Annotated in this window: 20 protein-coding genes, 2 tRNA genes and 2 rRNA genes; 6 read left to right on the plus strand and 18 right to left on the minus strand. The window is 60.6% G+C overall.

The window, feature by feature from the left end:
- Positions 1-84 precede the first annotated feature (84 nt).
- Together ctaD and nrdF are read right to left on the minus strand one after the other, a co-directional pair.
- Complete coding sequence (gene ctaD, locus CE_RS11965; RefSeq protein WP_006768424.1) at positions 85-1827, minus strand: aa3-type cytochrome oxidase subunit I; 1743 nt, start codon at positions 1825-1827, stop codon at positions 85-87.
- Between the two features lie 660 nt (positions 1828-2487).
- Positions 2488-3492, minus strand: a complete 1005-nt coding sequence (gene nrdF, locus CE_RS11970; RefSeq protein ID WP_006768426.1) for a class 1b ribonucleoside-diphosphate reductase subunit beta — start codon at positions 3490-3492, stop codon at positions 2488-2490.
- Positions 3493-3998: 506 nt separating this feature from the next.
- On the opposite strand from nrdF, the gene CE_RS11975 reads away from it, so the two are divergent.
- Complete coding sequence (locus tag CE_RS11975; RefSeq protein WP_006768427.1) at positions 3999-4487, plus strand: ferritin; 489 nt, start codon at positions 3999-4001, stop codon at positions 4485-4487.
- 236 nt (positions 4488-4723) lie between these two features.
- Positions 4724-5458: a FadR/GntR family transcriptional regulator gene (locus tag CE_RS11980; RefSeq protein WP_006768428.1), complete on the plus strand. Its 735-nt coding sequence runs from the start codon at positions 4724-4726 to the stop codon at positions 5456-5458.
- A gap of 63 nt (positions 5459-5521) precedes the next feature.
- Here CE_RS11980 and nrdE read toward each other — a convergent pair whose 3' ends face one another.
- From nrdE to ykgO, 4 genes are all read right to left on the minus strand, one after another.
- Complete coding sequence (gene nrdE / locus CE_RS11985; protein ID WP_006768429.1) at positions 5522-7627, minus strand: class 1b ribonucleoside-diphosphate reductase subunit alpha; 2106 nt, start codon at positions 7625-7627, stop codon at positions 5522-5524.
- Between the two features lie 144 nt (positions 7628-7771).
- Positions 7772-8230 carry a class Ib ribonucleoside-diphosphate reductase assembly flavoprotein NrdI gene (gene nrdI / locus CE_RS11990; RefSeq protein ID WP_006768430.1) on the minus strand — a complete coding sequence of 153 codons (459 nt, stop codon included), beginning with the start codon at positions 8228-8230 and terminating at the stop codon, positions 7772-7774.
- Positions 8231-8449: 219 nt separating this feature from the next.
- On the minus strand, positions 8450-8683 hold the full coding sequence (gene nrdH, locus CE_RS11995; RefSeq protein ID WP_006768431.1) for a glutaredoxin-like protein NrdH: 234 nt from the start codon (positions 8681-8683) through the stop codon (positions 8450-8452).
- Positions 8684-9201: 518 nt separating this feature from the next.
- Entirely contained in the window at positions 9202-9324 is a 123-nt protein-coding gene (gene ykgO / locus CE_RS12000; protein ID WP_003857945.1) for a type B 50S ribosomal protein L36, read from the minus strand.
- Between the two features lie 198 nt (positions 9325-9522).
- Here ykgO and nadE point away from each other — a divergent pair, with 198 nt between their 5' ends.
- On the plus strand, positions 9523-10356 hold the full coding sequence (gene nadE, locus CE_RS12005; protein ID WP_035108878.1) for an ammonia-dependent NAD(+) synthetase: 834 nt from the start codon (positions 9523-9525) through the stop codon (positions 10354-10356).
- A gap of 7 nt (positions 10357-10363) precedes the next feature.
- Here nadE and CE_RS12010 read toward each other — a convergent pair whose 3' ends face one another.
- The 7 genes from CE_RS12010 to pgm all read right to left on the minus strand — a co-directional run bounded on the left by CE_RS12010 (position 10364) and on the right by pgm (position 15812).
- The gene (locus CE_RS12010; RefSeq protein WP_006768434.1) at positions 10364-11113 is read right to left on the minus strand and encodes a fructosamine kinase family protein; all 750 of its coding nucleotides are present in this window, start codon (positions 11111-11113) and stop codon (positions 10364-10366) included.
- 6 nt (positions 11114-11119) lie between these two features.
- Complete coding sequence (locus CE_RS12015; RefSeq protein WP_006768435.1) at positions 11120-11542, minus strand: pyridoxamine 5'-phosphate oxidase family protein; 423 nt, start codon at positions 11540-11542, stop codon at positions 11120-11122.
- 104 nt (positions 11543-11646) lie between these two features.
- Positions 11647-12699, minus strand: a complete 1053-nt coding sequence (locus CE_RS12020) for an MDR family oxidoreductase (RefSeq protein WP_006768436.1) — start codon at positions 12697-12699, stop codon at positions 11647-11649.
- A 140-nt stretch (positions 12700-12839) separates the two neighbouring features.
- Positions 12840-12912: transfer RNA gene (locus tag CE_RS12025), tRNA-Ala, on the minus strand.
- A 31-nt stretch (positions 12913-12943) separates the two neighbouring features.
- A tRNA-Ala gene (locus tag CE_RS12030) sits at positions 12944-13016 on the minus strand.
- 205 nt (positions 13017-13221) lie between these two features.
- Positions 13222-13959, minus strand: coding sequence for a DsbA family protein (locus CE_RS12035; protein ID WP_006768437.1), 738 nt, complete (start codon positions 13957-13959; stop codon positions 13222-13224).
- 188 nt (positions 13960-14147) lie between these two features.
- Positions 14148-15812, minus strand: coding sequence for a phosphoglucomutase (alpha-D-glucose-1,6-bisphosphate-dependent) (gene pgm, locus CE_RS12040; RefSeq protein WP_006768439.1), 1665 nt, complete (start codon positions 15810-15812; stop codon positions 14148-14150).
- A gap of 130 nt (positions 15813-15942) precedes the next feature.
- On the opposite strand from pgm, the gene CE_RS12045 reads away from it, so the two are divergent.
- Together CE_RS12045 and CE_RS12050 are read left to right on the plus strand one after the other, a co-directional pair.
- Positions 15943-16257 carry a fluoride efflux transporter family protein gene (locus CE_RS12045; RefSeq protein WP_006768440.1) on the plus strand — a complete coding sequence of 105 codons (315 nt, stop codon included), beginning with the start codon at positions 15943-15945 and terminating at the stop codon, positions 16255-16257.
- Complete coding sequence (locus CE_RS12050; protein WP_006768441.1) at positions 16254-16589, plus strand: FluC/FEX family fluoride channel; 336 nt, start codon at positions 16254-16256, stop codon at positions 16587-16589. Before CE_RS12045 ends, CE_RS12050 begins: the two co-directional genes overlap by 4 nt.
- Here CE_RS12050 and CE_RS12055 read toward each other — a convergent pair.
- From CE_RS12055 to CE_RS12065, 3 genes are all read right to left on the minus strand, one after another.
- Positions 16586-17329, minus strand: coding sequence for a DUF1648 domain-containing protein (locus tag CE_RS12055; protein WP_231295040.1), 744 nt, complete (start codon positions 17327-17329; stop codon positions 16586-16588). The two genes, CE_RS12050 and CE_RS12055, sit on opposite strands and share 4 nt — an antisense overlap.
- 80 nt (positions 17330-17409) lie before the next feature.
- On the minus strand, positions 17410-19974 hold the full coding sequence (locus CE_RS12060) for an ABC transporter permease (protein WP_011075924.1): 2565 nt from the start codon (positions 19972-19974) through the stop codon (positions 17410-17412).
- Positions 19974-20795 (minus strand): ABC transporter ATP-binding protein, encoded by an 822-nt coding sequence (locus CE_RS12065; RefSeq protein ID WP_006768444.1) that lies wholly within the window; start codon positions 20793-20795, stop codon positions 19974-19976. Before CE_RS12065 ends, CE_RS12060 begins: the two co-directional genes overlap by 1 nt.
- 325 nt (positions 20796-21120) lie before the next feature.
- On the opposite strand from CE_RS12065, the gene ilvD reads away from it, so the two are divergent.
- Positions 21121-22824, plus strand: coding sequence for a dihydroxy-acid dehydratase (gene ilvD, locus CE_RS12070; protein ID WP_006768446.1), 1704 nt, complete (start codon positions 21121-21123; stop codon positions 22822-22824).
- A gap of 145 nt (positions 22825-22969) precedes the next feature.
- Here ilvD and rrf read toward each other — a convergent pair.
- Together rrf and CE_RS12080 are read right to left on the minus strand one after the other, a co-directional pair.
- Positions 22970-23086: ribosomal RNA gene (rrf, locus tag CE_RS12075) — 5S ribosomal RNA — on the minus strand.
- A 127-nt stretch (positions 23087-23213) separates the two neighbouring features.
- Positions 23214-26296 (minus strand): 23S ribosomal RNA (locus CE_RS12080).
- Positions 26297-26645: the final 349 nt, after the last annotated feature.

Below are 26645 nucleotides of genomic sequence, written 5' to 3' on the forward strand. Positions count from 1 at the left end.
CTCATGATTCAACGGGGGAAACGACATTGACCCCGGCAGATTATCTACCGGGGTCATTGCAGTCGGAGGGGACTTATCTAGCCCTTAGCGTACTTCAGCTGGAGTAGGCGACTGGGTGGTTTCTGCACGCAGATCGTGCTCACCGACGTGAGCCTCACGGCGCATGCGCTCGATCATGTGCGGGTAGTGCAGCTCGAACGCAGGGCGCTCGGAGCGGATGCGGGGCAGGGAGGTGAAGTTGTGGCGAGGAGGAGGGCAGGAGGTAGCCCACTCCAGGGAGTTGCCGTAACCCCATGGGTCATCGACGGTCACAAGCTCACCGTAGCGCCAGGACTTGAACACGTTCCACACGAATGGGATGACGGAGAGTCCGAGCAGGAAGGAGAAGATCGTGGAGATCTGGTTGAGGGTGGTGAAACCATCGGAGTCCAGGTAGTCGGCGTAACGACGTGGCATACCCATGTTGCCCAGCCAGTGCTGGACCATGAAGGTGCCGTGGAAACCGACGAAGGTCAGCCAGAAGTGGATCTTGCCCAGACGCTCGTCCATCATGCGGCCGGTCATCTTCGGGAACCAGAAGTAGACGCCTGCACAGGATGCGAACACCACGGTACCGAAGAGGGTGTAGTGGAAGTGCGCGATCAGGAAGTAGGAGTCGGACAGGTGGAAGTCCAGCGGCGGGGAGGCCAGCATGATGCCGGTCAGACCACCGAAGAGGAAGGTGGACATGAAGCCCACAGCCCAGATCATCGGGGTCTCCCAGGTGATGTGACCCTTCCACATGGTTCCCACCCAGTTGAAGAACTTGACACCGGTCGGAACCGAGATCAGGAACGTCATGAAGGAGAAGAACGGCAGCAGAACCGCACCGGTGACGAACATGTGGTGAGCCCACACAGCCATGGACAGTGCACCGATGGACAGGGTTGCGAACACCAGGCCGATGTAACCGAACATCGGCTTGCGGGAGAACACAGGGATGATCTCGGAGATGATGCCGAAGAACGGCAGTGCCAGGACGTACACCTCAGGGTGGCCGAAGAACCAGAACAGGTGCTGCCAGAGGATGGAGCCACCATTGGCCGGATCGTAGATGTGTCCACCGAGCTTACGGTCGTACAGAACACCCAGGGCTGCAGCGAGCAGCAGCGGGAAGATCAGCAGAGCGAGAACAGAGGTGACGAAGATGTTCCAGGTGAAGACCGGCATACGGAACATGGTCATTCCCGGTGCACGGAGGCACAGGATGGTGGTGAGCATGTTGATGGCGGATGCCACCGAACCGATACCGGTTGCGCCGACACCGATGATCCACATGTCGGAGCCGATGCCCGGTGAGTGGATGGAGTCAGACAGTGGGGAGTACATGGTCCAACCGAAGTCAGCAGCACCACCCGGGGTCAGGAAGCCGGCCAGCATCGCGACACCACCGACGGTGGTGATCCAGAAGCCGAAGGCGTTCAGTCGAGGGAAGGCAACGTCAGGCGCACCGATCTGGAGCGGCAGGACGTAGTTGGCGAAGCCCCAAACGATCGGGGTGCCGTAGAGCAGCAGCATAACGGTTCCGTGCATGGTGAACAGCTGGTTGAACTGCTCATTCGACAGGAACTGAAGACCCGGGGTGAAAAGCTCAGCTCGGATGAGCAGAGCCATCAGGCCACCGAGGAAGAAGAAGCTGAAGGACATGATGATATACATGATGCCCAGCTGCTTGTGGTCGGTGGTGGTCATCATTAACCATGCTTTGCTGCCCTTGCGTGCATGGCCTGTCGGCTCGGGCCTCTGCGGGGCGACGTGTCCGTCGACCCTGGGCGCCACAGCGGTCATAGGTTCCTCCTGACTACGGGACGATCCATTCGGATTACCGATCGTCCTTTAACAACACTGCCTTATCTTAGGTGACAGGCAGGATCCGAAGCCAGCCCAAAAAGGCCGGTATGCAGCTAACTGTAATCCCTTTTCAGGCCGAGAAAAAATGTTTTCCCTACATTGGATGACCTCCCCCTCACCTACCGGTTGATGTTTCCCATGGGGTTTCATTCATTCGTGTGAACCCCCTCACACCCGGGCTGTATTTCACCAGCACGGTACACCCCGATCGGCCCGCCCCACCCCCACCCGGATAACCCCCCGTGTGGGCTCAACCTAAAGGTTGAGACCGGCCGAAACGAGGGGGAAATCGCTGTCGTGGCGAAAATTATCCACGACGTACCCCTCCATCCAACGGTAGGAAAAACTTGTAATTCGCTGTCCCACTGCGGACCCCCGCGATCAAGTCCCAGGTACGGAATCCGACGCACACCGGGTACGGGTGGAGTGAATTACAAGTTTTCCCCTACCCGCGGACCCCGTGCGGGCACTCCCCCATCGATGGCCTTCCTTATATATAGGTGTCGAAAAACAAAAAGATCGCACGCGCCAGGCGTGCGATCTGATCGTCTCCCCCTCATCCCTCCCCAGGCGGATCGGACGGAGGCCGCGGGAATCCTAGAAGTCCCAGTCTTCATCCTCGGTGTGCTCAGCCTTGCCGATGACATAGGAGGAGCCCGACCCGGAGAAGAAGTCGTGGTTTTCATCCGCATTCGGGGACAGCGCAGAAAGGATCGCCGGCGAGACCTTGGTTTCATCCGCCGGGAACAGCCCCTCATAGCCGAGGTTGTTCATCGCCTTGTTGGCGTTGTACCGCAGGAATCGTTTGACATCCTCGGTCCATCCGAGCTCATCGTAGAGATCCTCGGTGTACTGGGTCTCATTCTCGTAGAGATCGTAGAGCAGATCGAAGGCGTATTCCTTCAGCTCCTCCTGGCGCTGCGCAGATTCGCGCGCCAGTGCCTTCTGATACTTGTAACCCACGTAGTAACCGTGCACGGCCTCATCACGGATGATCAGACGGATCACATCGGCGGTGTTGGTGAGCTTCGCATGGCTGGACCAGTACATCGGAAGGTAGAAACCCGAGTAGAAGAGGAAAGACTCCAGGATCACCGAGGCGATCTTGCGCTTGAGCGGATCCTCCCCCTCGTAGTAGGCGAGGATGATCTTGGCCTTGCGCTGCAGCGCCTCATTCTCCTCGGACCACCGGAATGCATCATTGATCTGCGGTGTGGAGGCCAGGGTCATGAAGATATTGGAGTAGGACTTGGCGTGCACCGACTCCATGAAGGCGATGTTGGTGAGCACGGCCTCCTCGTGCAGGGACTCCGCATCGGGCAGCAGAGATACCGCACCGACGGTGCCCTGGATGGTGTCCAGGAGGGTCAGGCCGGTGAAGACACGCATGGTGGCCTGTTTTTCCTTGTCGGTGAGTGTCCCCCAGCTCTTGATGTCATTGGACACCGGGATCTTCTCCGGCAGCCAGAAGTTACCGGTGAGGCGATCCCACACCTCGAGATCCTTGTCATCAGGAATGGAATTCCAGTTGATGGCAGCGACGGGCGCCGGGTGGTTCGCCAGATATGCCTCGTGGACACTCAGATCAGAATCTACAGCCATGGGGTGCGCTGTTCCTCTCTAGGAATGAAGGGGATGGGGATCGGGGCAACCCGCGAGCAGTGCTCATCGCTCAGCATGGGGGCCCGATTACCCCTCTGACCCTACCTGCTACGGCCCCATTCAGGTAGGCGGCCGCACCTGTGGGTGAGGAGGCATTCAGACCCCCACCGGAACTACCAGGAAGCGCTGATCCGGTAGTTAATTTCATCACAACTGCATATATTTTCAGCCGCCCCCTCCCCGCCCCGACCGGGACCCACCCCACCCCTCCGGAACCGGTGCCGGAGACAGCCCTCACGGCCACGGGGAGCACAGTCGGGCGATTATGACGCTGACCACAGCAGTTAAATACGTCTTGAAGACCAGCCACGTTCCACCCCTTCCACAAAAGGGAGCCGTGCGCCACACCACATGGCCCACACCGGCTCCATCAACTCACAAAAAGGGAGGTTATGGTGCGCTAACCTTGGCTGACGCAACGGCGAGGCGGGTGTATCTTCGGGAACATGGCTATCAACGAACGACTCGCACACACAATGAACAGTCAGGTCACCGCAGAGCTGGAGGCCTCACTGGTCTATCTCCAGCTCTCCTACGTCCTTGATGATCTCGGTCTCGTCGGCATGCGTGACTGGATGAAAACCCAGAGTGAGGAGGAGCTGGAACACGCCCACAAGTTCTCCCAGCATCTGCTGGACCGCGGATACGTCCCCCAGATCGGGGACATCGCCCCTCCGAAGCTGGACATATCCACAGCCGTCGACGCATTCGAGGCGGCGCTGGCACACGAGCAGAAGATTTCCGGTCTCATCCGTGAACTCGCCGCCGTCCAGGACGCTGAGCGGGATTATGATTCCCGCGCCCTGATCAACTGGTTCCTCGAGGAGCAGGTCGAGGAGGAGGCAGCTGTCGGTGAGATCCTCGACCGCCTCCGCATCGCAGGTAACTCCGGCTCCGGTCTGCTACACCTCGATGCCGAATTGGGCGCACGTTAATCCCCACCTGATCCGACCATCCCGGGTTGCGTCCCACCCCTCAGCGGGGAGGGACACCCGGGATTTTACTGTTTCGAAGATGGATTTTATTGTGATTTTGGATATCGGGGGTAGCAAAACCTCGAAAAATAAGTGAAAAAAAGTAATAATGGTAATCACATTAATGATGTCTCAGGATTAACACCTCGATGTCTTTTCCGCCCGCACAACAATCAGATAGAAAACGAGGAGGCACGGTGCCCCCGATCCCTGAAAAGAAATCAACGGGCTCGCCCGCCAAGCCACTGCTCGAGCATGTTCTCGACGAACTTGGTCAGGAGATCGTCAGTGGCAAAGTCGCCGTGGGCGATACCTTCAAATTGATGGATCTCAGCGAGCGTTTCGGGATCTCCCGGACGGTTGCCCGTGAGGCCATGCGCGCCCTGGAACAACTCGGGCTGGTGTCTTCCTCCCGGCGCATCGGTATCACAGTGCGTCCCCGCGACGAGTGGGCGGTGTTCGACAAGTCCATCATCCGCTGGCGGCTCAACGACGAAGGCCAGCGCGAGGGTCAGCTGCAGTCGTTGACGGAGCTGCGCATCGCCATCGAACCGATTGCGGCCCGCAGCGTGGCCCTTCATGCCTCGGATGAGGAGCGCAGGCGTTTCAAGGAGCTGGCCACCGAGATGCGTGAGCTCGGAGAATCCGGCATGGGCGCGTCCAAGAATTTCCTGGATGCAGACATCATGTTCCATGAGCTGATCCTGCGCTACTGCCACAATGAGATGTTCGCCGCCCTGATCCCCTCGATCAGTGCGGTCCTCGAGGGGCGCACCGCCCACGGTCTGCAGCCGGACACCCCTGAGCAGGTTGCCCTGGACAACCACGACCGGCTTGCCGACGCCATCGTGGCCCGTGATGCCGACGGCGCGGAGTCCGCCTCCCGCGAGATCCTCAACGAGGTCCGGGACACGTTGTCATCCCTGCGGTGACACTCCCCCCTATGACAAACACCCCGGAGGATTTCCTCCGGGGTGTTTGTCATGGCCGTGGCCTTACAGCATGCAGCTGACGCAACCGTCGATCTCGGTGCCCTCGAGGGCTACCTGACGCAGACGGATGTAGTACAGGGTCTTGATGCCCTTGCGCCATGCGTAGATCTGCGCACGGTTGATGTCACGGGTGGTTGCCGTGTCCTTGAAGAACAGGGTCAGCGACAGGCCCTGGTCCACGTATTTGGTGGCCACCGCATAGGTGTCGATGATCTTCTCGTAGCCGATCTCGTAGGCATCCTGGAAGTACTCCAGGTTGTCATTGTCCATGTGGGGCGCCGGGTAGTAAACGCGGCCGATCTTGCCTTCCTTCCGGATCTCGATCTTCGAGGCGATCGGGTGGATCGACGAGGTCGAGTTGTTGATGTAGGAGATCGACCCGGTCGGCGGGACAGCCTGCAGGTAACGGTTGAACAGACCATGCTCCATGACATCAGCCTTGAGCTGCGCCCACTCCTCCGCGGTCGGGGTGTGGATGGTGGAGTTGGCGAACAGCTCCTTCACCTTGTCGGTCTTCGGGGCGAACTCAGCCGGGTCGAAGCGGTCGAAGTAGACGCCGGAGGCGTAATCGGAGTTCTCGAAGTTGGCGAACCGCTGGCCGCGTTCACGGGCGATCTTGTTGGACGCACGCAGGCATTCATAGAGCACCGCCGCGAAGTAGGCGTTGGTGAAGTCCAGACCCTCCTCGGATCCGTAGAAGATGTGCTCGCGGCCCAGGTAGCCGTGGAGGTTCATCTGTCCCAGTCCGATGGCATGTGCTGCCTCGTTGCCCTTGCGGATCGACGGGACGGAATCAATGCTGGTCTGCTCGGACACCGCGGTGAGACCCCGGATGGCGGTCTCGATGGTGCGGGAGAAGTCCGGGGAGTCCATCGCCATGGCGATGTTGAGGGAACCGAGGTTACAGGAGATGTCCTCGCCGACCTCATCGTAGGAAAGATCCTCATGGTAGGTCGACGGGGTGGAGACCTGCAGGATCTCCGAGCACAGGTTCGAGTGGGTGACGCGACCCTCGATCGGGTTGGCCTCGTTCACGGTGTCCTCGAACATGATGTACGGGTAACCGGACTCGAACTGGATCTCCGCCAGGGTCTGGAAGAACTGGCGGGCGTTGATCTTGGTCTTGCGGATGCGGTCATCGTCGACCATCTCGTTGTAGAGCTCGGTGACGGAGATGTCCGCGAAGGGCTTGCCGTAGATGCGCTCGACGTCATACGGGGAGAAGAGGTACATGTCGTCGTTGCGCTTGGCCAGCTCGAAGGTGATGTCCGGGATGACCACACCGAGGGAGAGGGTCTTGATGCGGATCTTCTCATCGGCGTTCTCACGCTTGGTGTCGAGGAAGGACAGAATGTCCGGGTGGTGTGCGTTGAGATACACCGCACCGGCCCCCTGACGGGCACCGAGCTGGTTGGCGTAGGAGAAGGCATCCTCGAGGAGCTTCATCACGGGGATGACACCGGAGGACTGGTTCTCGATCTTCTTGATCGGCGCGCCGGCTTCACGGAGGTTGGACAGGAGCAGCGCCACGCCGCCACCGCGCTTGGACAGCTGCAGTGCGGAGTTGATGGCGCGGCCGATCGACTCCATGTTGTCCTCGATGCGCAGGAGGAAGCAGGACACGGGCTCGCCGCGCTGTGCCTTACCGGAGTTGAGGAAGGTGGGGGTCGCCGGCTGGAAACGGCCGGTCATGATCTCGTCGACAAGCGCGTTGGCGGTCTCGCGGTCGCCGTCGGCGAGGGTCAGGGCGACCATGCACACGCGGTCCTCGAAGCGCTCCAGGTAACGACGACCATCGAAGGTCTTCAGGGTGTAGGAGGTGTAGTACTTGTAGGCACCCAGGAAGGACTTGAAACGGAATTTGTAGGAGTATGCGCGCTTGAACAGGTCCTTGATGTACTCGAAGTCATACTTGTCCAGCACCTCCTTCTCGTAGTAATTGTTCTCCACCAGGTAGTCGAGCTTCTCGTGGAGGTTGTGGAAGAAGACGGTGTTCTGGTTGACGTGCTGAAGGAAGTACTGATTCGCGGCTTCACGATCCTTGTCGAACTGGATCTTTCCGTCATCATCGTAGAGGTTGAGCAGCGCGTTGAGAGCGTGGAAATCCATCTGGTCTCCGCGTGGTATGACGGAGGTTCCCGTTGCAGTCAAAGGAATGGTCCCTTTCAAGATTGTTTTTAACTTAGATCCGGTGGCCAGTCGGTGGGCTCAACCGGGATGTCTGATCCATGACGCCGAAGTGTCGGGTTGGGGTCAGCTCCCCACCAACTCCTGCAGGGATTCTGGGACGGGACCCAGGCCGAGTGCCTCGGCGTTCTGGATGAGCCCGCCACGGAGTATCCGCACGTCTTCTTCATTGCCCATCAGTTCGAACCGGTAGACGTAGGGCACCTTGCACTTCCGGGAGATCACATCTCCGGCGAGCCCGAAATCGGCTCCGAAGTTGGAGTTACCGCCCGCCACGACCGCGCGGATGAGGCTGCGGTTGTGTTTGTTGTTGAGGAACCGGATGACCTGGGGTGGCACCGGGCGGGAATTCTTCCCGCTCATGGTGACTCCCCCGCCGTAGGTGGGCACGATGAGCACATAGGGTTCATCGACCAGGAGTGGTTCCTCCATCCTGGTCAATGGGATACGAACGTTGGGTAGCCCGAGCTTCTGCACGAAACGGTGCGTGTTGTCGGTGGCCGAGGAGAAGTACACAACCAGCATCCCCGAACTCACTTCCCTTCTGAAGAACTCGCACCGTGTCCGACGGTGCGGGCGGCCCGGTGAGGATATCCCCTGTTGAGGATACTCCCGGAATGATTTTCCCCGCCCACGGGTAGAGAAAGACAAAACGCCGCCAGATAGGCGACGTGGGCATCCGGACGATCCCCATCGGGGACTCCCGGGCGCAGTAGCCTCCAGACCGGTGAAGGCGCAGGCGTGTTAAGCGACAGCCGCGGCCATCTCACGGATGCGCTCCGGGCGGAAGCCGGACCAGTGGTCGGCCTCGGTCACAACAACCGGCGCCTGGAGGTAACCGAGGGCGAGGACGTAGTCGCGGGCCTCATCGTCCAGGCTGATGTCCACGAGCTCGTAGTCCAGGCCGGCGCGATCAAGGGCCTTCTTGGTTGCGGTGCACTGGACGCAGGCTGGCTTGGTGTAAACAGTGATGGCCATGTTTTCGGACCCTTTTCCCTTTCAGCTCCGGCCGCCGTGGGCTGGAACCTCATCTCACTTTTTCGGTTTTATTAAGTCTTTTCTGCCATCTCTGGCCGAATGATCAGCCAGTTTCCGAGTTCCCACCTCTGGTGGTGTGTTCTCTTACGGCGACAACACAGACACTATACTTTGTGGTGAATTAGTGCAAGAAGCACTACATATAGTAGTTACACGAAGGGTATTCCCAGTACATCACTTCTCCAGCCCCCACATGTTGCGCCCTGGGCCGCCCAGGAACCCAGGCACTGTAACTACAAAGTTGTCATTTACCCAGCACGTCCAGTGAGCACCCTTGTCGGTGTTATTAATTTGTTATAAACAGCACTCGTTGCTGGGTTACCCCCGCCGACCCCACCACCCCTGGCCCCTCGCCCACGCTCCCGGGGATACCCACCCGGGCGGCACGTAAAAAGAAGAAACCGTTGTCCACCATGAAAATCATGGTGGACAACGGCTTGTTCCAGTTTTACCCGGGATTAACCCTGGCGAGCCTTGAAACGTGGCTCCTTCTTGTTGATCACGTAGACTTTGCCACGGCGACGCACGACCTGGGCGCCCGGCTTGTTCTTCAGCGACCGAAGGGAATTGCGTACCTTCATTCGGGCGCTCCTTTCTCTCATGCGCTATAAGGCTATTGAAGCTCGAGTGAGGTGCGGGATAAACCGCACGTCATACCAGCTATGACACGAGGATCTATCTTATCTGACGCGGCGGTAAACACCAAACCCCGTCTGCTTTCAGCATCCTCTACAGCTGCGCGACGCCGTCGGGGAGCATAAAAGCCTACGATGAAAACCATGACAGACACTCGAGACCATATCATCTCACAACTTTCCGTCGTTCCCAGCATCGAGCCCGCGGCCGAGGTCGAAGCCAGGGTGCAGTTCCTGGTGGATTACCTCCGGGTTTCCCATGCCCGGGGTTATGTCCTGGGTATCTCGGGCGGTCAGGATTCCACCATCGCAGGTCGCCTGGCCCAGCTCGCTGTGGAACGCATCCGCCGTGAGGATGGCAGCGATCATCAGTTCGTCGGTGTGCGCCTACCCCACGGTTTGCAGGCAGATGAGGATGACGCCCTGGTGGCCCTCGACTTCATCCAGCCGGACCGCAGCATCAGTATCAACATCCGCGAGGCCACCGATGTCCTGTCGGCCGCCACCGCCGCCGCCCTCGGCATCGATGAACTGGGGGATTTCAACAAGGGCAATGTGAAGGCCCGTCAGCGGATGGTGGCACAGTACGCCATCGCCGGGGAGCTTGGGCTGCTGGTGGTGGGAACCGACCACGCGGCCGAGAACGTGACCGGTTTCTTCACCAAATACGGTGACGGGGCCGCTGATGTTCTCCCCCTCGCCGGGCTGACCAAGCGCCAGGGCGCACTGCTCCTCCAGCACCTCGGCGCCCCGGAGTCCACCTGGACCAAGGTTCCCACCGCCGATCTGGAGGAGGACCGCCCGGCGCTTCCCGATGAGGAGGCACTCGGTGTCACCTACCGGGAGATCGACACCTACCTGGAGAACAGCGGAGAGGTCTCCCCCGAGGCAGCCGCGCGCATTGAACACCTGTGGAAGGTCGGCCAGCATAAACGTCACATGCCGGTCACCCCACAGGATCAGTGGTGGCGTCAGTAGACGGGGGTCAGCCCCACAGCTCGAGGGTCGCCTCCGCAGCCTGGATCAACGGGGCGGCATAACCCGGGCCGTGGGAGGATACATGGACGGCCAGGGGGTGCAGTTGATGCACCGGGGTGCGTGCCAACCACCCATCACCCAATGGGTTGATCTCCTCATACCCGGCGCGGATCTGATCCAGGTGGGGTGCGCCGAACAGTGCCAGCATCGCCAGATCGGTTTCCGGGTGCCCGCCGTGCGCGGCTGGGTCAATCATCACCGGCCCCTGCATCCCGAACAGGAGATTCCCGCTCCACAGGTCACCATGGAGGCGGGCGGGGGTCACCTCGACATCCTGTTGCCTGATCACCGCGCAGGCGGCCTGCACCGTGCGCAGACCGTCGGGGCTGAGGTGCGCGCGTCGATAAGCGTTTTCCGCAAAGGGCAGGACACGTTGCTCCACGTAGAAATCAGCCCACCTGTCGGTGGGTGAGCAGTCCTGGCGTTGGGTGCCGATGTAGTTGGGTCCCTTCCAGCCCGGGGGTGGTGAGCCGAAGGCGGGTGCACCGGCGAGGTGGATGCGGGCGAGTTCCCGACCGGCGATACGGGCGGCTTCGGGTGTCGGCCGGGTGGTCTCGACCCTGACGGTGGAGATGTGGGTTTCATCCGCACTGACCACCCGGGCCACCGCATCAGAAGCCTCACCGAGCCAACTGAGCCCGGCGGCCTCAGCCAGTGCTGACTGGGGCTCGCCGGGCCTCTTGGTGAAGATCTCCACGGTTGATCAGTACCGCGCCGGTTCCTCACCGAGCTGGAACTCACGGCCGGTGATCTCATTCGGGGTGATGCGGACATAATTGTATTTCAGGGTGGGCACCCAGGGCTTGAGATCGAGCTCATCGACCTCCTGGATCTCCTTGAAGTCCTGCACCAGCTCCGCGTCGCCACGGACCACCACGGACCAGGCCACACCATCCCTGACCTCATCCACCTCGAAGAGGACATCATGGTTGAGGGTGATGGTGAAGAGCTTGTTGCCCTCCGCGGTACGGAAATAGAGGTTCTCACCATTGGTGACGTAGTTGATCGGGAAGATATCAAGATCATCGCCTCGACGGACGACAACCCGCCCGAGAGTGGTCCTTGCGAGTCGCTCCCTTGACTCCGCCTCGGTGAGTTCCTGAACTGGGCCGTTTACGTCTGACATCGCTGCAACACTCCCTGGTGATGGATGAGAGGCCTGGAGGAGACACTCCAGGTTAGAAATGTTTTCCATTAACCAGTTTACCCGCCGGCGCTCATCCCGGGGGTCTAATGAATACGCACCGCCGTGCGGCCATGCAGCTTCCCGGCCATGAGATCAACCCCCGCCTGGGGCACGTCACGGAGCTCAATGACGGTGGTCATGGCATCGAGCACGTCAGGGTCCAGGTACTCCGAGAGCAGCGTCCAGGCACGTTGCCGCAGCTCACGGGGCGCATCGACGGAGTTGATCCCCACCAGGTGCACACCCCTGAGGATGAACGGGAGCACGGTCGCCGGCAGATCGGCACCCTGTGCCAGACCACAGGCGGTGACGATTCCACCCCACCTGGTCTGCGCGAGGGCGTTGACAAGTGTGTGCGATCCCACTGAATCCACCACACCCGCCCAGCGGGCTTTCTGCAGGGGTCGGCCCTGTTCGCTCAACCCGGCGCGGTCGATGATCTCCGATGCACCCAGACCCGTGAGGTAGTCCGCGTGCTCCTCCCGGCGTCCCGTGACCGCCGCGGTGGTGTAGCCCAGCTGGTTGAGCAGATGCAGGGCGATGGATCCCACGCCACCGGTGGCACCGGTCACCAGGATCTCCCCGTCCCCGGGTGTCACCCCCTGGTGCAGGAGGGCATCCACGCACAGGGCCGCGGTGTAACCCGCGGTGCCGAGCGCCCCGACCTGTTGTGCGCTGAGGTTATAGGGAATGTGGAGGGTATGGTCTGATTCCACCCACAGCCTGCGGGTGTAGCCGCCGTGACGGTTCTCCCCCAGTCCGGCACCGTTGACCACCACCTCATCCCCACGCGCGAAACGCGGGTTGTGGGATTCAATGACCGTGCCCACCGCATCGATGCCGGGGATCAGTGGCCAGGTGCGCACCACCCCCTGGTCCCCGCGCAACGCCATCGCATCCTTGTAGTTCAGGCTGCTCCAGCCCACCTCGATGAGCAGGTCACCATCTCCGAGGAACTCCGGCTGGGCGGAGGTGTCTGTGTAGGAGACGGTGATCTCCGGTTGGCCATCCCCCGCCGTGGAATCAGCATGGGTATCAGCCTTGGAGACGACGATGCTGTTGATCTGGTCTGTATTGTCTGGCGTCGTTGATGTCATGTCGCCCAAGTGTAATGAAAACAACCCACCGGTTGCGGGGATTCACCGGGCCGTTCCGATGGGCCGTTCGCAACCCAATCTCGTGACACAGAAAAACCCTGTTCCATCCTCAGGGGGTGGAACAGGGTTTTCTTATCCAGTGGAGCTAACGGGATTCGAACCCGTGACCCCCACACTGCCAGTGTGGTGCGCTACCAGCTGCGCCATAGCCCCGTGCATATTCAATTAGTGGGATTCAACCCAGTGGAGCTAACGGGATTCGAACCCGTGACCCCCACACTGCCAGTGTGGTGCGCTACCAGCTGCGCCATAGCCCCGCTTTCAACTCATGTAAATCTACATCCCACCCGGTGTTTTATCCAAATCGGCAGGTTGTGCAGTTATCCCCCCCTCCATCCCCCAGCCCTCACCGGCCGCTCCGTCACACCGGTCGCCTCCCTGATTGGCAACCCACAGAATGCGGTGATCCCCCGCCCGGGAGACTGGGTGGGGGATCACATTCAGGAGAGGTACCGCAGTGGGTCAGGCCCGCTGTGCGCGCAGGTACTCGATCCACTGGTTGATGTCATCAACCGGCAGATCCTGGCCGTCCTGCAGGACACGTGGGGAGGAGACGGAACCGGTCTGCTGGTTGAGCAGCTCGGCGTTGGAGGTGGCTATCTCCACGGCCCGCTCGATGTTGTCACCGTTGCGGATGGCGTCCACAACGCTGGACTCCGCACCCATGTGGCCGGCGGCATCGGCGAAGTCATCATTGGTCCACTGGTTGATCACGTCATCCTGCTCCTCCAGGAGCAGGGTGCGGTAGTTCCAGTACAGATCGGAGTCACCGGAATCGGCTACAGCGAGGATGGCTGCGAGGGAACGGGTGGAGTGTCCCTCGGCATTACCCCGGTCCAGGAAGTTGAGGGAATGGACCTCGACGACCAGGTCACCGGATTCGATGTCGGCCCTCATGTCATCATCGGTGTTCTCTGCGAGGAGTGCACAGTAGCTGCAGGAGAAGTCCTCGTAGAGCTGGACCACATCGGCATCGTCGGCTGCGCCGTCCTCGGCCTCCAGGGTGATTTTGTCCTCGTTGAGGGTGGCGCTGATGGAGGTATTCTCATACTCCCGGTCCGCGACGAATTCCGTCTTTGCCCCCTGACCGTTGATGACGATGTAGGCGACAACGACGATCGCCACGACCACAACGGCAACCAGTGCCCAGAGGAAAGCCTTGCTGCCTCCCTGGTTGGGGTTTTGTACTTTGTTGCTCATGTAATGCCTTACCTTGTTTTCCTATGTTGTTTTCCCGCGCGCCGATCGGGGTGCCCCTCACGCGCCTTGAGCAGAACCGGTGTCCCACCCCTGCGGTGCGGAACTACCGCAAACGGGCATGACCTTAGACTTTAAACCATCAACCGGTTGTTTGACATGTCCACTACTGCCCCACCAGTGAGCATGCTCTACTGACCCAGCACCTGGCTGACCAGAGCCTGTGCCTCCTCTTGGACCTGCCTGAGATGTTCCTCGCCTTTGAAGGATTCCGCGTAGATCTTGTACTTGTCCTCGGTGCCGGAGGGACGGGCGGCGAACCAGGCGTTCTCGGTGGTCACCTTGAGGCCACCGATGGCGGCGTTGTTGCCGGGTGCCTCGGTGAGCTTGGCGGTGATCGGTTCGCCGGCCAGTTCGGTGGCGGTGACCTGCTCCGGTGACAGGGCCTTGAGGATAGCCTTCTGCTCGCGGTTGGCCTCGGCATCGGTGCGTGCGTAGGCCGGGGCACCGTACTGCTCCGCCAGTTCGGCGTAGCGCTGGGATGGGGTCTTGCCGGTCACGGCGATGATCTCGGCGGCCAGCAGGTTGAGAATGATGCCGTCCTTGTCGGTGGACCAGGTGGTGCCGTCCATGCGCAGGAAGGAGGCACCGGCGGATTCCTCGCCACCGAAACCGATCTCACCGGAGATCAGGCCGGGCACGAACCATTTGAAACCCACGGGCACCTCCACCAGGGTGCGGCCGAGGCTCGCCACCACGCGGTCGATCATGGAGGAGCTGACCAGGGTCTTGCCCACCGCGGTGTTCTCCGACCAGCCCGGACGGTTCGCGAACAGGTAGTCGATGGCCACGGCCAGGTAGTGGTTCGGGTTCATCAGCCCCGCGTCCGGGGTGACGATACCGTGACGGTCCGCATCCGCGTCATTGCCGGTGGCCACGTCGAACTTGTCCCGGTTGGCGATGAGGGAGGCCATGGCGTGCGGGCTGGAGCAGTCCATGCGGATCTTGCCGTCGGAGTCGAGTGTCATGAAACGGAAGGTGGCATCCACATGGGGGTTGACCACGGTGAGGTCCAGGCCGTGGGTCTCGGCGATGGCACCCCAGTAGTCCACGGAGGCCCCACCCATCGGGTCGGCTCCGATGCGGACGCCGGCCTCCCGGATGGCCTCGATGTTGATCACATTGGGCAGGTCCTCGATGTAGGTGCCCTTGAAGTCATAGCGCCCGGCGCGCTCATCCAGGACACCGTTGACGGGGACGCGTTTGACGTCGGCAAGCCCGCCGCGGAGCAGCTCATTGGCGCGGTCGGCGATCCAGTCGGTCGCGTCCGCGTCAGCCGGGCCACCGTTGGTGGGGTTGTACTTGAAACCACCATCGCGTGGCGGGTTGTGGGACGGGGTGATCACGATGCCGTCGGCCAGCGGGTAGGACGGACCGGCCGTACCCCACCGCACATCCTTGTTATGGCGCAGGATCGCGTGGGAGACCGCCGGGGTCGGGGTGTAGCCACCGGCGGCGTCGACAAGCACCTCGACGTCGTTGGCCAGCAGCACCTCGAGCGCGGAGATCATCGCCGGCTCCGACAGGGCGTGGGTGTCACGGCCGATGAAGATCGGACCGACCCAGTTGGAGCTGCGCTGGTTGCGGAAATCCACGATGGCCTGGGTGGTGGCGAGGATGTGGTGTTCATTGAACGCGCTGTCCAGCGAGGAACCGCGGTGGCCGGAGGTACCGAAGGCAACCTGCTGATCGGGGTTCTCCACGTCCGGGATGCGGGTGAAGTATGCGGTGACCACCTCCGCGATGTCGATGAGGTCCTCTGGCTGTGCCAGCTGCCCGGCGCGCTCGTGTGCCATGTGTGCTGCTCCTTATGAAAAATGACTCGTGCAGGTTTCAATCCCTGTCTGCTATCCCTGTCCATCATTCCCCCAAACACGCCCGTTTGCAGGGGATGGGCGAAAATTCGGGCGGGTAGACTCCGGTTTCATGCCGAAACTCTGGGAGGGCCTGTCCGTCGGTGCCGGCGCGGCGGTGGGTGCCTGCGCGCGCCTGGCGCTGACGATGCAGTTCGGCGAGGGTCTGTGGCCGATCCTCGCCATCAACATGCTGGGTTCCTTCCTCATGGGACGCTACCGACCGGGCCCGTTCTGGGGTACGGGTGTGCTGGGTGGTTTCACCACCTTCTCCGCCTTCGCGGTGGTGCTTGTCGACGTCCCCCTCCCGCACGCCGTCGCCTACCTCACCGTGACCGTGGTGAGCTGCGTGGCAGCATGGCTGATGGGCAACCGGTGGTCAGCATGATCTTCGTTGTGGTGGCCGCAGGTGCCTTCGTCGGTGGGGCCCTGCGGTGGGCACTGACCCGGTTGCTGCCCGCCCGGCGGGGAACGCTTACCGCCAACACCCTGGCCTGCCTGGTTGCCGGGATCGTCATCGGCAGTGCATTACCCGTGCTGGAGACAGCGCTCCTGGTCACCGGTTTCTGTGGGGCGCTGTCCACCTGGTCCACCCTGGCCCGGGAACTGGGGGAACTGTGCAGAAAACGGGCCTGGGGTGGGCTGGTGGCCTATGGTGGGACCACCCTGGTGCTGGGCATCGTGGCGGTCCAGGTGGGGTTGCAGATGCCGGTGCCCTAACGGAACGCGGCGATAATCACCCACACCAGCAGCGCGCCGGGGATGAGCACAAGCAGGAGGAAGGCCCATGCCCGGCCGGCGGGTTGCCCGAGGTTGAAGGTGAAGTTGGTGCCGGTGCCGGTGTCCACCAGGATGCGTTTATCCTCGGGGTCGTTGTAGAAGATCCCCCAGGCCTTCCCCTGCTCGCCCGGTTCCTTGGGATATTTCCGCTCCACCGCCTTCTGTTCCTTCACCAGCATCCACATGAGTAGTCCGCAGAGCGCGAAGATGGCAGCCAGTGACAGGGGTAGTCCCCACCGGTTGTGGTCGGCGGTGTAACTGCGTGCCAGCATGAACAACACCAGCAGGTTGAGGGTGAACATGAACCAGCCCAGGTGCCGCTGTGTCGCACGGTAACCGTGCCAGGTGCGGTGGGCCTCATTGGGGTTCTTCGCCCCACCGGGGCCGGTGATATACCCCGACTGCATGGAGATCATCGCCTCCGCGGCGAGGTGACTGAGTATCAGCACGACAGGACCCAGCAGGATGTTGAACAGGAACCCGCCCAGGGTCTTCTCCCGGAAGCCATCCGCCTCGCCCGCGGCGTTCCAGTGGATGGGCATCGGGTCGGGGATGTCCGGGTAGTAGACCACGAGCAGGGTGAGCACCACGATCACGGTGGAGGCCACCGTGGCCAGGATCCAACCCCAGTTCATCGGGATCTTCGGCAGATCGGGCATGCGCTTGTCTGTTCGCCTCACAGTGCCAGATGGTAGCAAGGCCCCTCGAACACGCAGAAGCTCCCCACCACACGGGCAGGGAGCTTCGTCGTCGGGATGCGTTAGTCCGCGATGGCCTCCAACGGAGGAGTCTTGGCAGCCTTGTGCGCCGGCCACAGTGCCGCGATGACACCGACCACGGCGGCACCCAACAGCATCAGGGCCAGCTGACCCCACGGCACGGTGGCGGGGGCATCAAGCCCCTCACCGGACATCACCGTGACAAAGGCCCAGCCCAGTCCGAGACCGATGAGCATACCCACGAGCGCACCGTAGATGGCGATCTGAACAGATTCCAGGGTGATCATGGTGCGGACCTGACCACGCCCGGTACCCACCGCCCGGAGCATACCGATCTCCTGACGGCGTTCAATGACATTGAGTGCCAGGGTGTTGATGATGCCGATGATCGCCACGATCACCGCCAGCGCCAACAGCGCGTACAGGATGTTCATCATGGTGTTGATGATCTGGACGGTCTCACCGGCGTACTCGGTGGAACTCTGGACCTTGACCACGATGTACTCGGCCACCGCGTCCTCAATGTCGGCGCGGGCCTGTTCCGGATCCACACCCTCGGCGACATTGGCCAGGATCAGCTGGGGAATGGTCCGCCCCTCAAGCGGGGTGTCGGCGAAGGAGGCCTCAGACACCATGAAGTTGCCGAGCACCATGTTCTCGTCATAGACACCAACCAGTTCCACCTCACCGATGGGCTGACCGGCGGCGTTGAGTGGATAGGTGCCACCGAGTTCCCAGCCGGCGGATTCCGCAAATGGCTTCGAGGCGATGAAACCCGACTCGGTGAGATCCAGGGTGCCCTCCACACCTTCTGCGACGATGAGCTCCCCGATGTTGCCATCAGCGGTGAAACTCATCGATTGCGGGCCACCGACAAAGGAGGACTGGCCGTCGATGTCCACGAGGTTGGCACCAACGGTGGACACCTCGGACACACTGTCCAGGGCGGCCACATCACCGGCGGCCTCCCGGGGCAGGGTGATGGAACCACCCGAGGGGCCGGTCAGCACATAATCGGCGCTGACCTGCTCCTCCATGAGATCACTGACGGCCTCCTTCATGGTGGCCGACAGCATGCCGATCGCGGTGACCAGCGCGATACCCAGGGTCAGCGCGAAGGCGGTGGTGGCGGTACGACGCGGGTTACGTCGGGAGTTGGTGGATGCCAGACGCCCGACCGCACCGAAGGGTGCCCCCAGGATCCGCCCCAGTCCGCCGACCACGGGGATGGACAGTGCCGGGGAGAAGAAGAAGGTACCCACGATGACGAACAGGGCACCGAAGCCCACCATGATGGCACGGGTGGTGGTGGAGGAATCCTCCAGGGCGGCACCCGCGATGGCGAGGATGATGCCCAGCACCAGGATGATGCCGCCGGTGATGGTGCGTCCCGCCATGGAGCGGACGGTGGTGGATTCGATGGCGCGCATGGCCTCGACAGGTTTGACCTGACCTGCACGCCGGGCCGGTGCCCAGGCACTGATGACCGTGACGATGGTGCCGAGCACCAGGGCGGTGATCACCGCGGCCGGGGTGAGACCGAGGCTGCTGCCCATGGGCATCCCCAGGTTGTTGAGCACGGCGGAGATGGCCGCCACCAGTCCCATGCCACCGAGGACACCCAGGGCGGAACCGAACAGACCCACCACAATCGCCTCGAACACCACGGAGGTGGTCAGCTGCGGTCGGGAGACTCCGAGTGCACGCAGCAGGGCGAATTCACGCATCCGCTGCGCCACGATCATGGAGAAGGTGTTGGCGATGATGAAGGTACCCACCAGCAGCGCAATGAGGCCGAAGGCGACCAGGAAGTACTGGACGAAGCTGAGGGCATCACGGATGACACCGGTGATCTCCTCGACGAGGGCCTCACCGGTTTCGATCTGGTAGTCGGGACCGAGGTCGGTGCTGAGGGCGTCGACAAGCGCCTGGGGGTCCGTGCCCTCCGTCGCGGAGATGATCACGGTGGGGACGGTCTCCCCGTCGAGATACCGCTCGGTGTAGGCCTCCTCGGACATCGCCAGGCGGATACCACCCATGGAGGCGGCTTCCTCCTCCAAAGTGGTGGTGCCGGTGATGGTCACGGTGTAACGGCCACCGGAATCCACCACCAGCAGCGTGTCACCGATGCCGATGCCATACTCCTCCACGGCGGAATCATTGATCAGGACCTCCTCGGTGCCCTCGGGCAGCTCACCCTCGCCGAGCTGGTAGGGCATGCCCACAGCTTCCGCGGGGTCGTAGAAGATCCCGAGGGAGGAAGTGCCCGAGCCTGTCTGGATGGCCTTGGCGTCCTCGGTGGCCAGGACGATACTCTGGCTGGCGTCGATATTGAGGTTGGCTACGTCATCGCGGGCGCGGATCTCCTCGACGGTTTCCACCGGGATGCCGTCGATGTTCTCCCCCGGGGACACCACCACATCCACACCGTCCAGCGAGCTGGAGATCGCCTCATCGAAGGTGGAGGACAGCGCGTTGGTGAACATCATGGATCCGGAGACGAACGCCGTACCCAGCACCACGGCCAACACGGTCAGGAACAACCTGACCTTGTGCGCGGCAATGTTGCGCAGGCTCACCCTGCGCATGGTTGATCCGGAACTCATTACTTGACGTCCTCGATTCCGGTCATGGTGGCCAGGATGTCATCGATCTTCGGATCGATGATCTCATTGACCACACGGCCGTCGGCGAGGAAGATGACGCGATCAGCGTAGGAGGCAGCGCGGGCGTCGTGGGTGACGATGACCACGGTCTGGTCATCCTTGTCCACAGCAGTGCGCAGGATGTTGAGCACCTCTGCGGATGAGTTGGAATCGAGGTTACCGGTCGGTTCATCACCGAAGATGATGTCGGGGCGGGAGACCAGGGCACGGGCACAGGCCACACGCTGCTGCTGTCCACCCGACAGCTCAGCCGGACGGTGCTTGAGACGCTCAGTCAGACCCAGGCGGGAGGTGACCTCCTCGAACCACTCCTGATCAACCTTGCGGCCGGCGATGTCGGTGGGCAGGGTGATGTTCTCCGCAGCGGTGAGGGTGGGCACCAGGTTGAAGGACTGGAAGATGAACCCGAGGCGATCGCGGCGCAGTGCCGTCATCTCCTTGTCCCTGAGTGTGGACAGATCGGTCTCACCGATGAAGGCGGAACCGGAGGTCGCGGTATCCAGACCCGCCATGCAGTGCATGAGAGTGGACTTACCGGAACCGGACGGCCCCATGATGGCGGTGAATCTCCTCGCCTCGAACTCCACATTCACATGGTCCAGGGCGGTGACCGTGGTGTCACCCTGACCATAGGACTTGTGCAGATTCACGGCCCGTGCCGCAGCCTCACCCGCGACCGGACGGCCAGCATTGATGTCGGTGGCAGGGGTGAAGGAGTTCTCCGACCCCGTATCAGGAGTGTTGGCGGACTGGTTGCTCATCAATTCGGGTGCTTTCCTCAAACTTGTTGCGCCCCGTGGGCGACTGCCACGGGGCCTGGGCTGGCTCGGCTATTGACGTGTTCAACGACGTGCTTGTCGACGATTACCCCTGTCAATCTACCGGAGGGCACATGGGCGGGAAATCAGGGAAGACCCCCAAAACACACGGGTATTTACCCGTGCCTTTCCCTCATGGACCAGTTCACAGGTAAAACCATGGAATTTGCTGTGCGCACCATGGAAAACAGGGGCCAATCCGGGGTTGGGGCACCACTGATAGGAAGGCACCGGTGTCAGGTATCACATTCCGAACTAGGGTGGGGGCATGACCAACGATCATGACATCGATATCAAGCCACGTTCACGCGATGTGACCGACGGCCTGGAACGCACCGCCGCCCGGGGCATGCTCCGGGCAGTCGGCATGGGCGACGACGACTGGGAGAAACCCCAGATCGGTGTGGCCAGCTCCTGGAATGAAATCACCCCCTGTAATCTCACGCTGAAGAAGCTTGCTGGATTTGCCAAGGAGGGTGTCCACGAGGCGGGGGGTTACCCCCTGGAGTTCGGGACCATCTCCGTCTCCGACGGTATCTCCATGGGCCACGAGGGCATGCACTATTCCCTGGTATCCCGCGAGGTCATCACCGACTCCGTGGAAACCGTCATGAGTGCCGAGCGACTGGACGGTTCTGTTCTACTCGCCGGCTGTGACAAATCCATTCCCGGCATGCTCATGGCCGCCGCCCGGTTGAATCTGTCCTCGGTGTTCCTCTACAACGGATCCACCATGCCGGGCACCGCGAAGATGTCCGACGGTACGGAGCGGGAGGTCACCCTCATCGATGCCTTCGAGGCCGTCGGAGCCTGTCGTGCGGGAACCATGAGCCGGGAGGACGTGGATGCCATTGAACGCTCCGTGTGCCCCGGGGAGGGTGCCTGTGGCGGCATGTACACAGCCAACACCATGGCCTCGGCTGCTGAGGCCATGGGCATGTCCCTGCCCGGTTCCGCCGCTCCCCCGGCGATCCACCAGGACCGCACCCTCTATGCCCGCCGTTCCGGCGAGGCGGTGGTGGAACTGCTGCGCAGGGGAATCCGTGCCCGTGACATCATCACACGGGAATCACTGCTCAATGCCGTCGCCGTGGTCATGGCGCTGGGTGGCTCCACCAACGCGGTTCTGCACCTCATGGCCATCGCCCACGAGGCCGAGGTGGATCTCACCTTGGAGGACTTCAACGCCGTCGGCGACAAGGTCCCCCACCTTGGTGACCTCAAACCCTTCGGCCGGTATGTGATGAACGACGTATTCAAGATCGGCGGCATCCCCGTGGTGATGAAAGCGCTTCTCGACGCCGGCCTCATCAACGGCGACTGCCTCACCATCACCGGCCGGACCGTTGCGGAGAACCTCCAGGGCATCAACCCACCGGATCCCGACGGCCAGATCCTACGGGCCATTGACAACCCGATCCACAAGACCGGTGGGCTGACCATCCTGCACGGTTCCCTCGCACCGGGTGGTGCCGTGGTCAAAACCGCTGGTTTCGACACCGAACGCTTCGAGGGCACCGCCCGTGTCTTCAACCAGGAAGCACCCGCCATGGATGCGGTGCTCAACGGTGAACTGAAGGCTGGCGACGTGGTGATCATCCGCTACGAGGGACCGAAGGGCGGCCCCGGCATGCGCGAGATGCTCGCCATCACCGGTGCCATCAAGGGTGCCGGCATCGGCAAGGAGGTGCTGCTCATCACCGACGGTCGTTTCTCCGGTGGGTCCACCGGCCTGTGCATCGGGCATGTGGCCCCCGAGGCCGTCGACGGCGGACCTATCGCCCTCGTTGAAGACGGCGATCCCATCCTGGTCGACATCAGCCAACGACGTATCGATCTCCTGGTAGACGAATCCATTCTGGAGGAGCGCAGGAAAACCCTGCAGCATCCGGAGAATCCACGTCTCCACGGCGTGCTGGGGAAGTACGCCAAGCTGGTGCAGTCAGCCTCAATGGGCGCGGTCTGCTTCTAGAACGTCAAAAAAGGGGGGTGTGGGATGGGTACCGTGAAGGTACCATCCCACACCCCCCTGACTGCATAGTGGACGTGCAAAAGCAGGGGGTGGGGCCCGCACCACACGGCACGAACCCCACCCCCTGATCAATCATTAAGTTGTTGGTCGGCGGTCACCTACTCTCCCACACCCTCCCGAGTGCAGTACCATCAGCGTAACCAGGCTTAGCTTCCGGGTTCGGAATGGGACCGGGCGTTTCCCTGCTACTATCACCACCGACACACCTATCACGGTGCACCAACCCAACCATGTTGGGCGTGTTGTGCCAGACACTGCATAGTGGACGCGAACAACGTGTTCAAATTGTGTGTTACATAAGCGCTTTAACATACCCCAACACCATTAGTGGGGTGTTTGTGTCGGTAAATTAGTACCAGTCACCTCCACATCTTACGATGCTTCCAGATCTGGCCTATCAACCCCATAATCTCTAGGGAACCTCAACAGAAACCTCATCTCGAAACAGGCTTCCCGCTTAGATGCTTTCAGCGGTTATCCCTTCCGTACGTAGCCAACCAGCCCTGCTCCTGGCGGAACAACTGGCACACCAGAGGTACGTCCGTCCCGGTCCTCTCGTACTAGGGACAGCCTTCCTTAAGTTTCAACGCGCGCGGCGGATAGAGACCGAACTGTCTCACGACGTTCTAAACCCAGCTCGCGTACCGCTTTAATGGGCGAACAGCCCAACCCTTGGGACCTACTCCAGCCCCAGGATGCGACGAGCCGACATCGAGGTGCCAAACCATCCCGTCGATATGGACTCTTGGGGAAGATCAGCCTGTTATCCCCGGGGTACCTTTTATCCGTTGAGCGACACCACAACCACAAGTAGGTGCCGGATCACTAGTCCCGACTTTCGTCCCTGCTCGAGCTGTCACTCTCACAGTCAAGCTCCCTTGTGCACTTACACTCACCACCTGATTACCAACCAGGCTGAGGAAACCTTTGGGCGCCTCCGTTACATTTTAGGAGGCAACCGCCCCAGTTAAACTACCCACCAGGCACTGTCCCCAACCCAGATCATGGGCCAAGGTTAAGACATTCAATCCGATCAGAGTGGTATTTCACCAACGACTCCACCACAACTAGCGTCATGGCATCATAGTCTCCCACCTATCCTACACAAACCGAATCAAACACCAATACCAAGCTATAGTGAAGGTCCCGGGGTCTTTTCGTCCTGCCGCGCGTAACGAGCATCTTTACTCGTACTGCAATTTCACCGGGCCTGTGGTTGAGACAGCAGGGAAGTCGTTACGCCATTCGTGCAGGTCGGAACTTACCCGACAAGGAATTTCGCTACCTTAGGATGGTTATAGTTACCACCGCCGTTTACTGGGGCTTAAATTCTCAGCTTCGCCGCTTAACGCAGCTAACCGGTCCTCTTAACCTTCCAGCACCGGGCAGGCGTCAGTCCGTATACATCAACTTCAACGTCTTCGCACGGACCTGTGTTTTTAGTAAACAGTCGCTTCCCTCTATTCTCTGCGACCCACACCAGCTCCAGAAGCAGATTCCTTCACCAGTGCAGGCCCCCCTTCTCCCGAAGTTACGGGGGCATTTTGCCGAGTTCCTTAACCACAGTTCACCCGAACGCCTTAGTATTCTCTACCTGACTACCTGTGTCGGTTTGGGGTACGGGCCGAATATGCACATCGCTAGAGGCTTTTCTCGACAGTACAGGATCACAGAATTCACCCCTTTAAGGGCTACGCATCACGCCTCGAACATAATGAGATACGGATTTACCAATACCTCGTTCCACACGCTTACACCACAATCCACTAAGTGGCTCATGCTACCTCACTGCGTCACCCCATCACTTAGCTACTACCAGATCAGGTCCCACGCACGCCACCACCACCAACCCGAAGGAAGGCACGTGATCTTGTGGGTGGTTAGTATCACTGATTCACCATGGGCGCGCACACTCGGGTACGGGAATATCAACCCGTTATCCATCGACTACGCCTGTCGGCCTCGCCTTAGGCCCCGACTCACCCTGGGAAGATTAACTTGACCCAGGAACCCTTAGTCATCCGGCGGATGAGTTTCTCACTCATCAATCGTTACTCATGCCTGCATTCTCACTCGCACACACTCCACAACACCGTCACCAGGCTGCTTCAACACGTGCACGACGCTCCCCTACCCAACAACACATACATGTCATTGCCGCGGCTTCGGCGGTGTACTTAAGCCCCACTACATTGTCGGCGCGGGATCACTCGACCAGTGAGCTATTACGCACTCTTTCAAGGATGGCTGCTTCTAAGCCAACCTCCTGGCTGTCTTCGCGACCCCACCTCCTTTTCCACTTAGCACACCCTTAGGGGCCTTAGCCGGCGATCTGGGCTGTTTCCCTCTCGACTACGAAGCTTATCCCCCGCAGTCTCACTGCTGTGCTATCACTTCACCGGCATTCGGAGTTTGGCTGATGTCGCTAAGATGTTGGTCCCGCTAAACCATCCAGTAGCTCTACCTCCGGGAAGAAACACACAACGCTGCACCTAAATGCATTTCGGGGAGAACCAGCTATCACGGAGTTTGATTGGCCTTTCACCCCTACCCACAACTCATCCCCTCAGTTTTCAACCTAAGTGGGTTCGCGCCTCCACGACGTCTTACCATCGCTTCACACTGGCCATGGGTAGATCACTCCGCTTCGGGTCCAAGACATGCCACTGATTCACCCTGATTAGGATTCGGTTTCCCTACGGCTACCCCACACGGGTTAACCTCGCGACATGCCGCTGACTCGCAGGCTCATTCTTCAAAAGGCACGCCATCACACCCCACAGGATGCTCTGACGGATTGTAAGCACACGGTTTCAGGTACTATTTCACTCCCCTCCCGGGGTACTTTTCACCATTCCCTCACGGTACTAATCCGCTATCGGTCATATCAAGTATTCAGGCTTACCGAGTGGTCCCGGCAGATTCACAGCAGATTTCACGAGCCCGCTGCTACTCGGGTACAACAACCACCCACCCACACTGACCTTCATGTACAGGACTATCACCTTCTACGGTAGGTGTTTCCACACCACTTCCACTAATCAATGCGCGATGAGCCAGTGTCCGGCAGAACACAACCGTCATTGCCCCACAACCACCTACATGCAACCCCTGCCGGGTATCACACACATAGGCTTTAGCCATCATCCGCGTTCGCTCGCCACTACTAACGGAATCACAATTGTTTTCTTCTCCTACGGGTACTGAGATGTTTCACTTCCCCGTGTCACCCCCCACACCGGCTATATATTCACCGGCGGGTAACCACACATCACTGCGGCTGGGTTTCCCCATTCGGACATCCTCGGATCAACGCTTAGTTGGCAACTCCCCGAGGCTTAACGCAGCCTCTCACGTCCTTCATCGGCTTGATATGCCAAGGCATCCACCGTGTGCCCTTAAAACAAACACTCCCACACCAACCCCGAAAGGTCGGTGTGGCGTTCGGATACTACTTATGCAAAATCACACAATAAAATAAAGATGCTCGCGTCCACTATACAGTTCTCACACAACACAACACCCACACCAGAAAACACCCAACCACAACAGGTTGCGCATCAACGATGATAAGTGCCTGGCTTGGAATAACACTTGTCATCCCAGACACCCAACAGCATGCCACCTACTTATCACCACCATCTCGGTGATGTGTTTGCCGACCTCAAGGGTCATGATCCACCCGATTACTACGTGTTGGTGGCAACCACATCCGGGTTCCAACACCAACAACCCACCACATGAACACAGTCCATGGTGGG

This window comes from Corynebacterium efficiens YS-314 (genome assembly GCF_000011305.1).
Lineage (GTDB): Bacteria > Actinomycetota > Actinomycetes > Mycobacteriales > Mycobacteriaceae > Corynebacterium > Corynebacterium efficiens.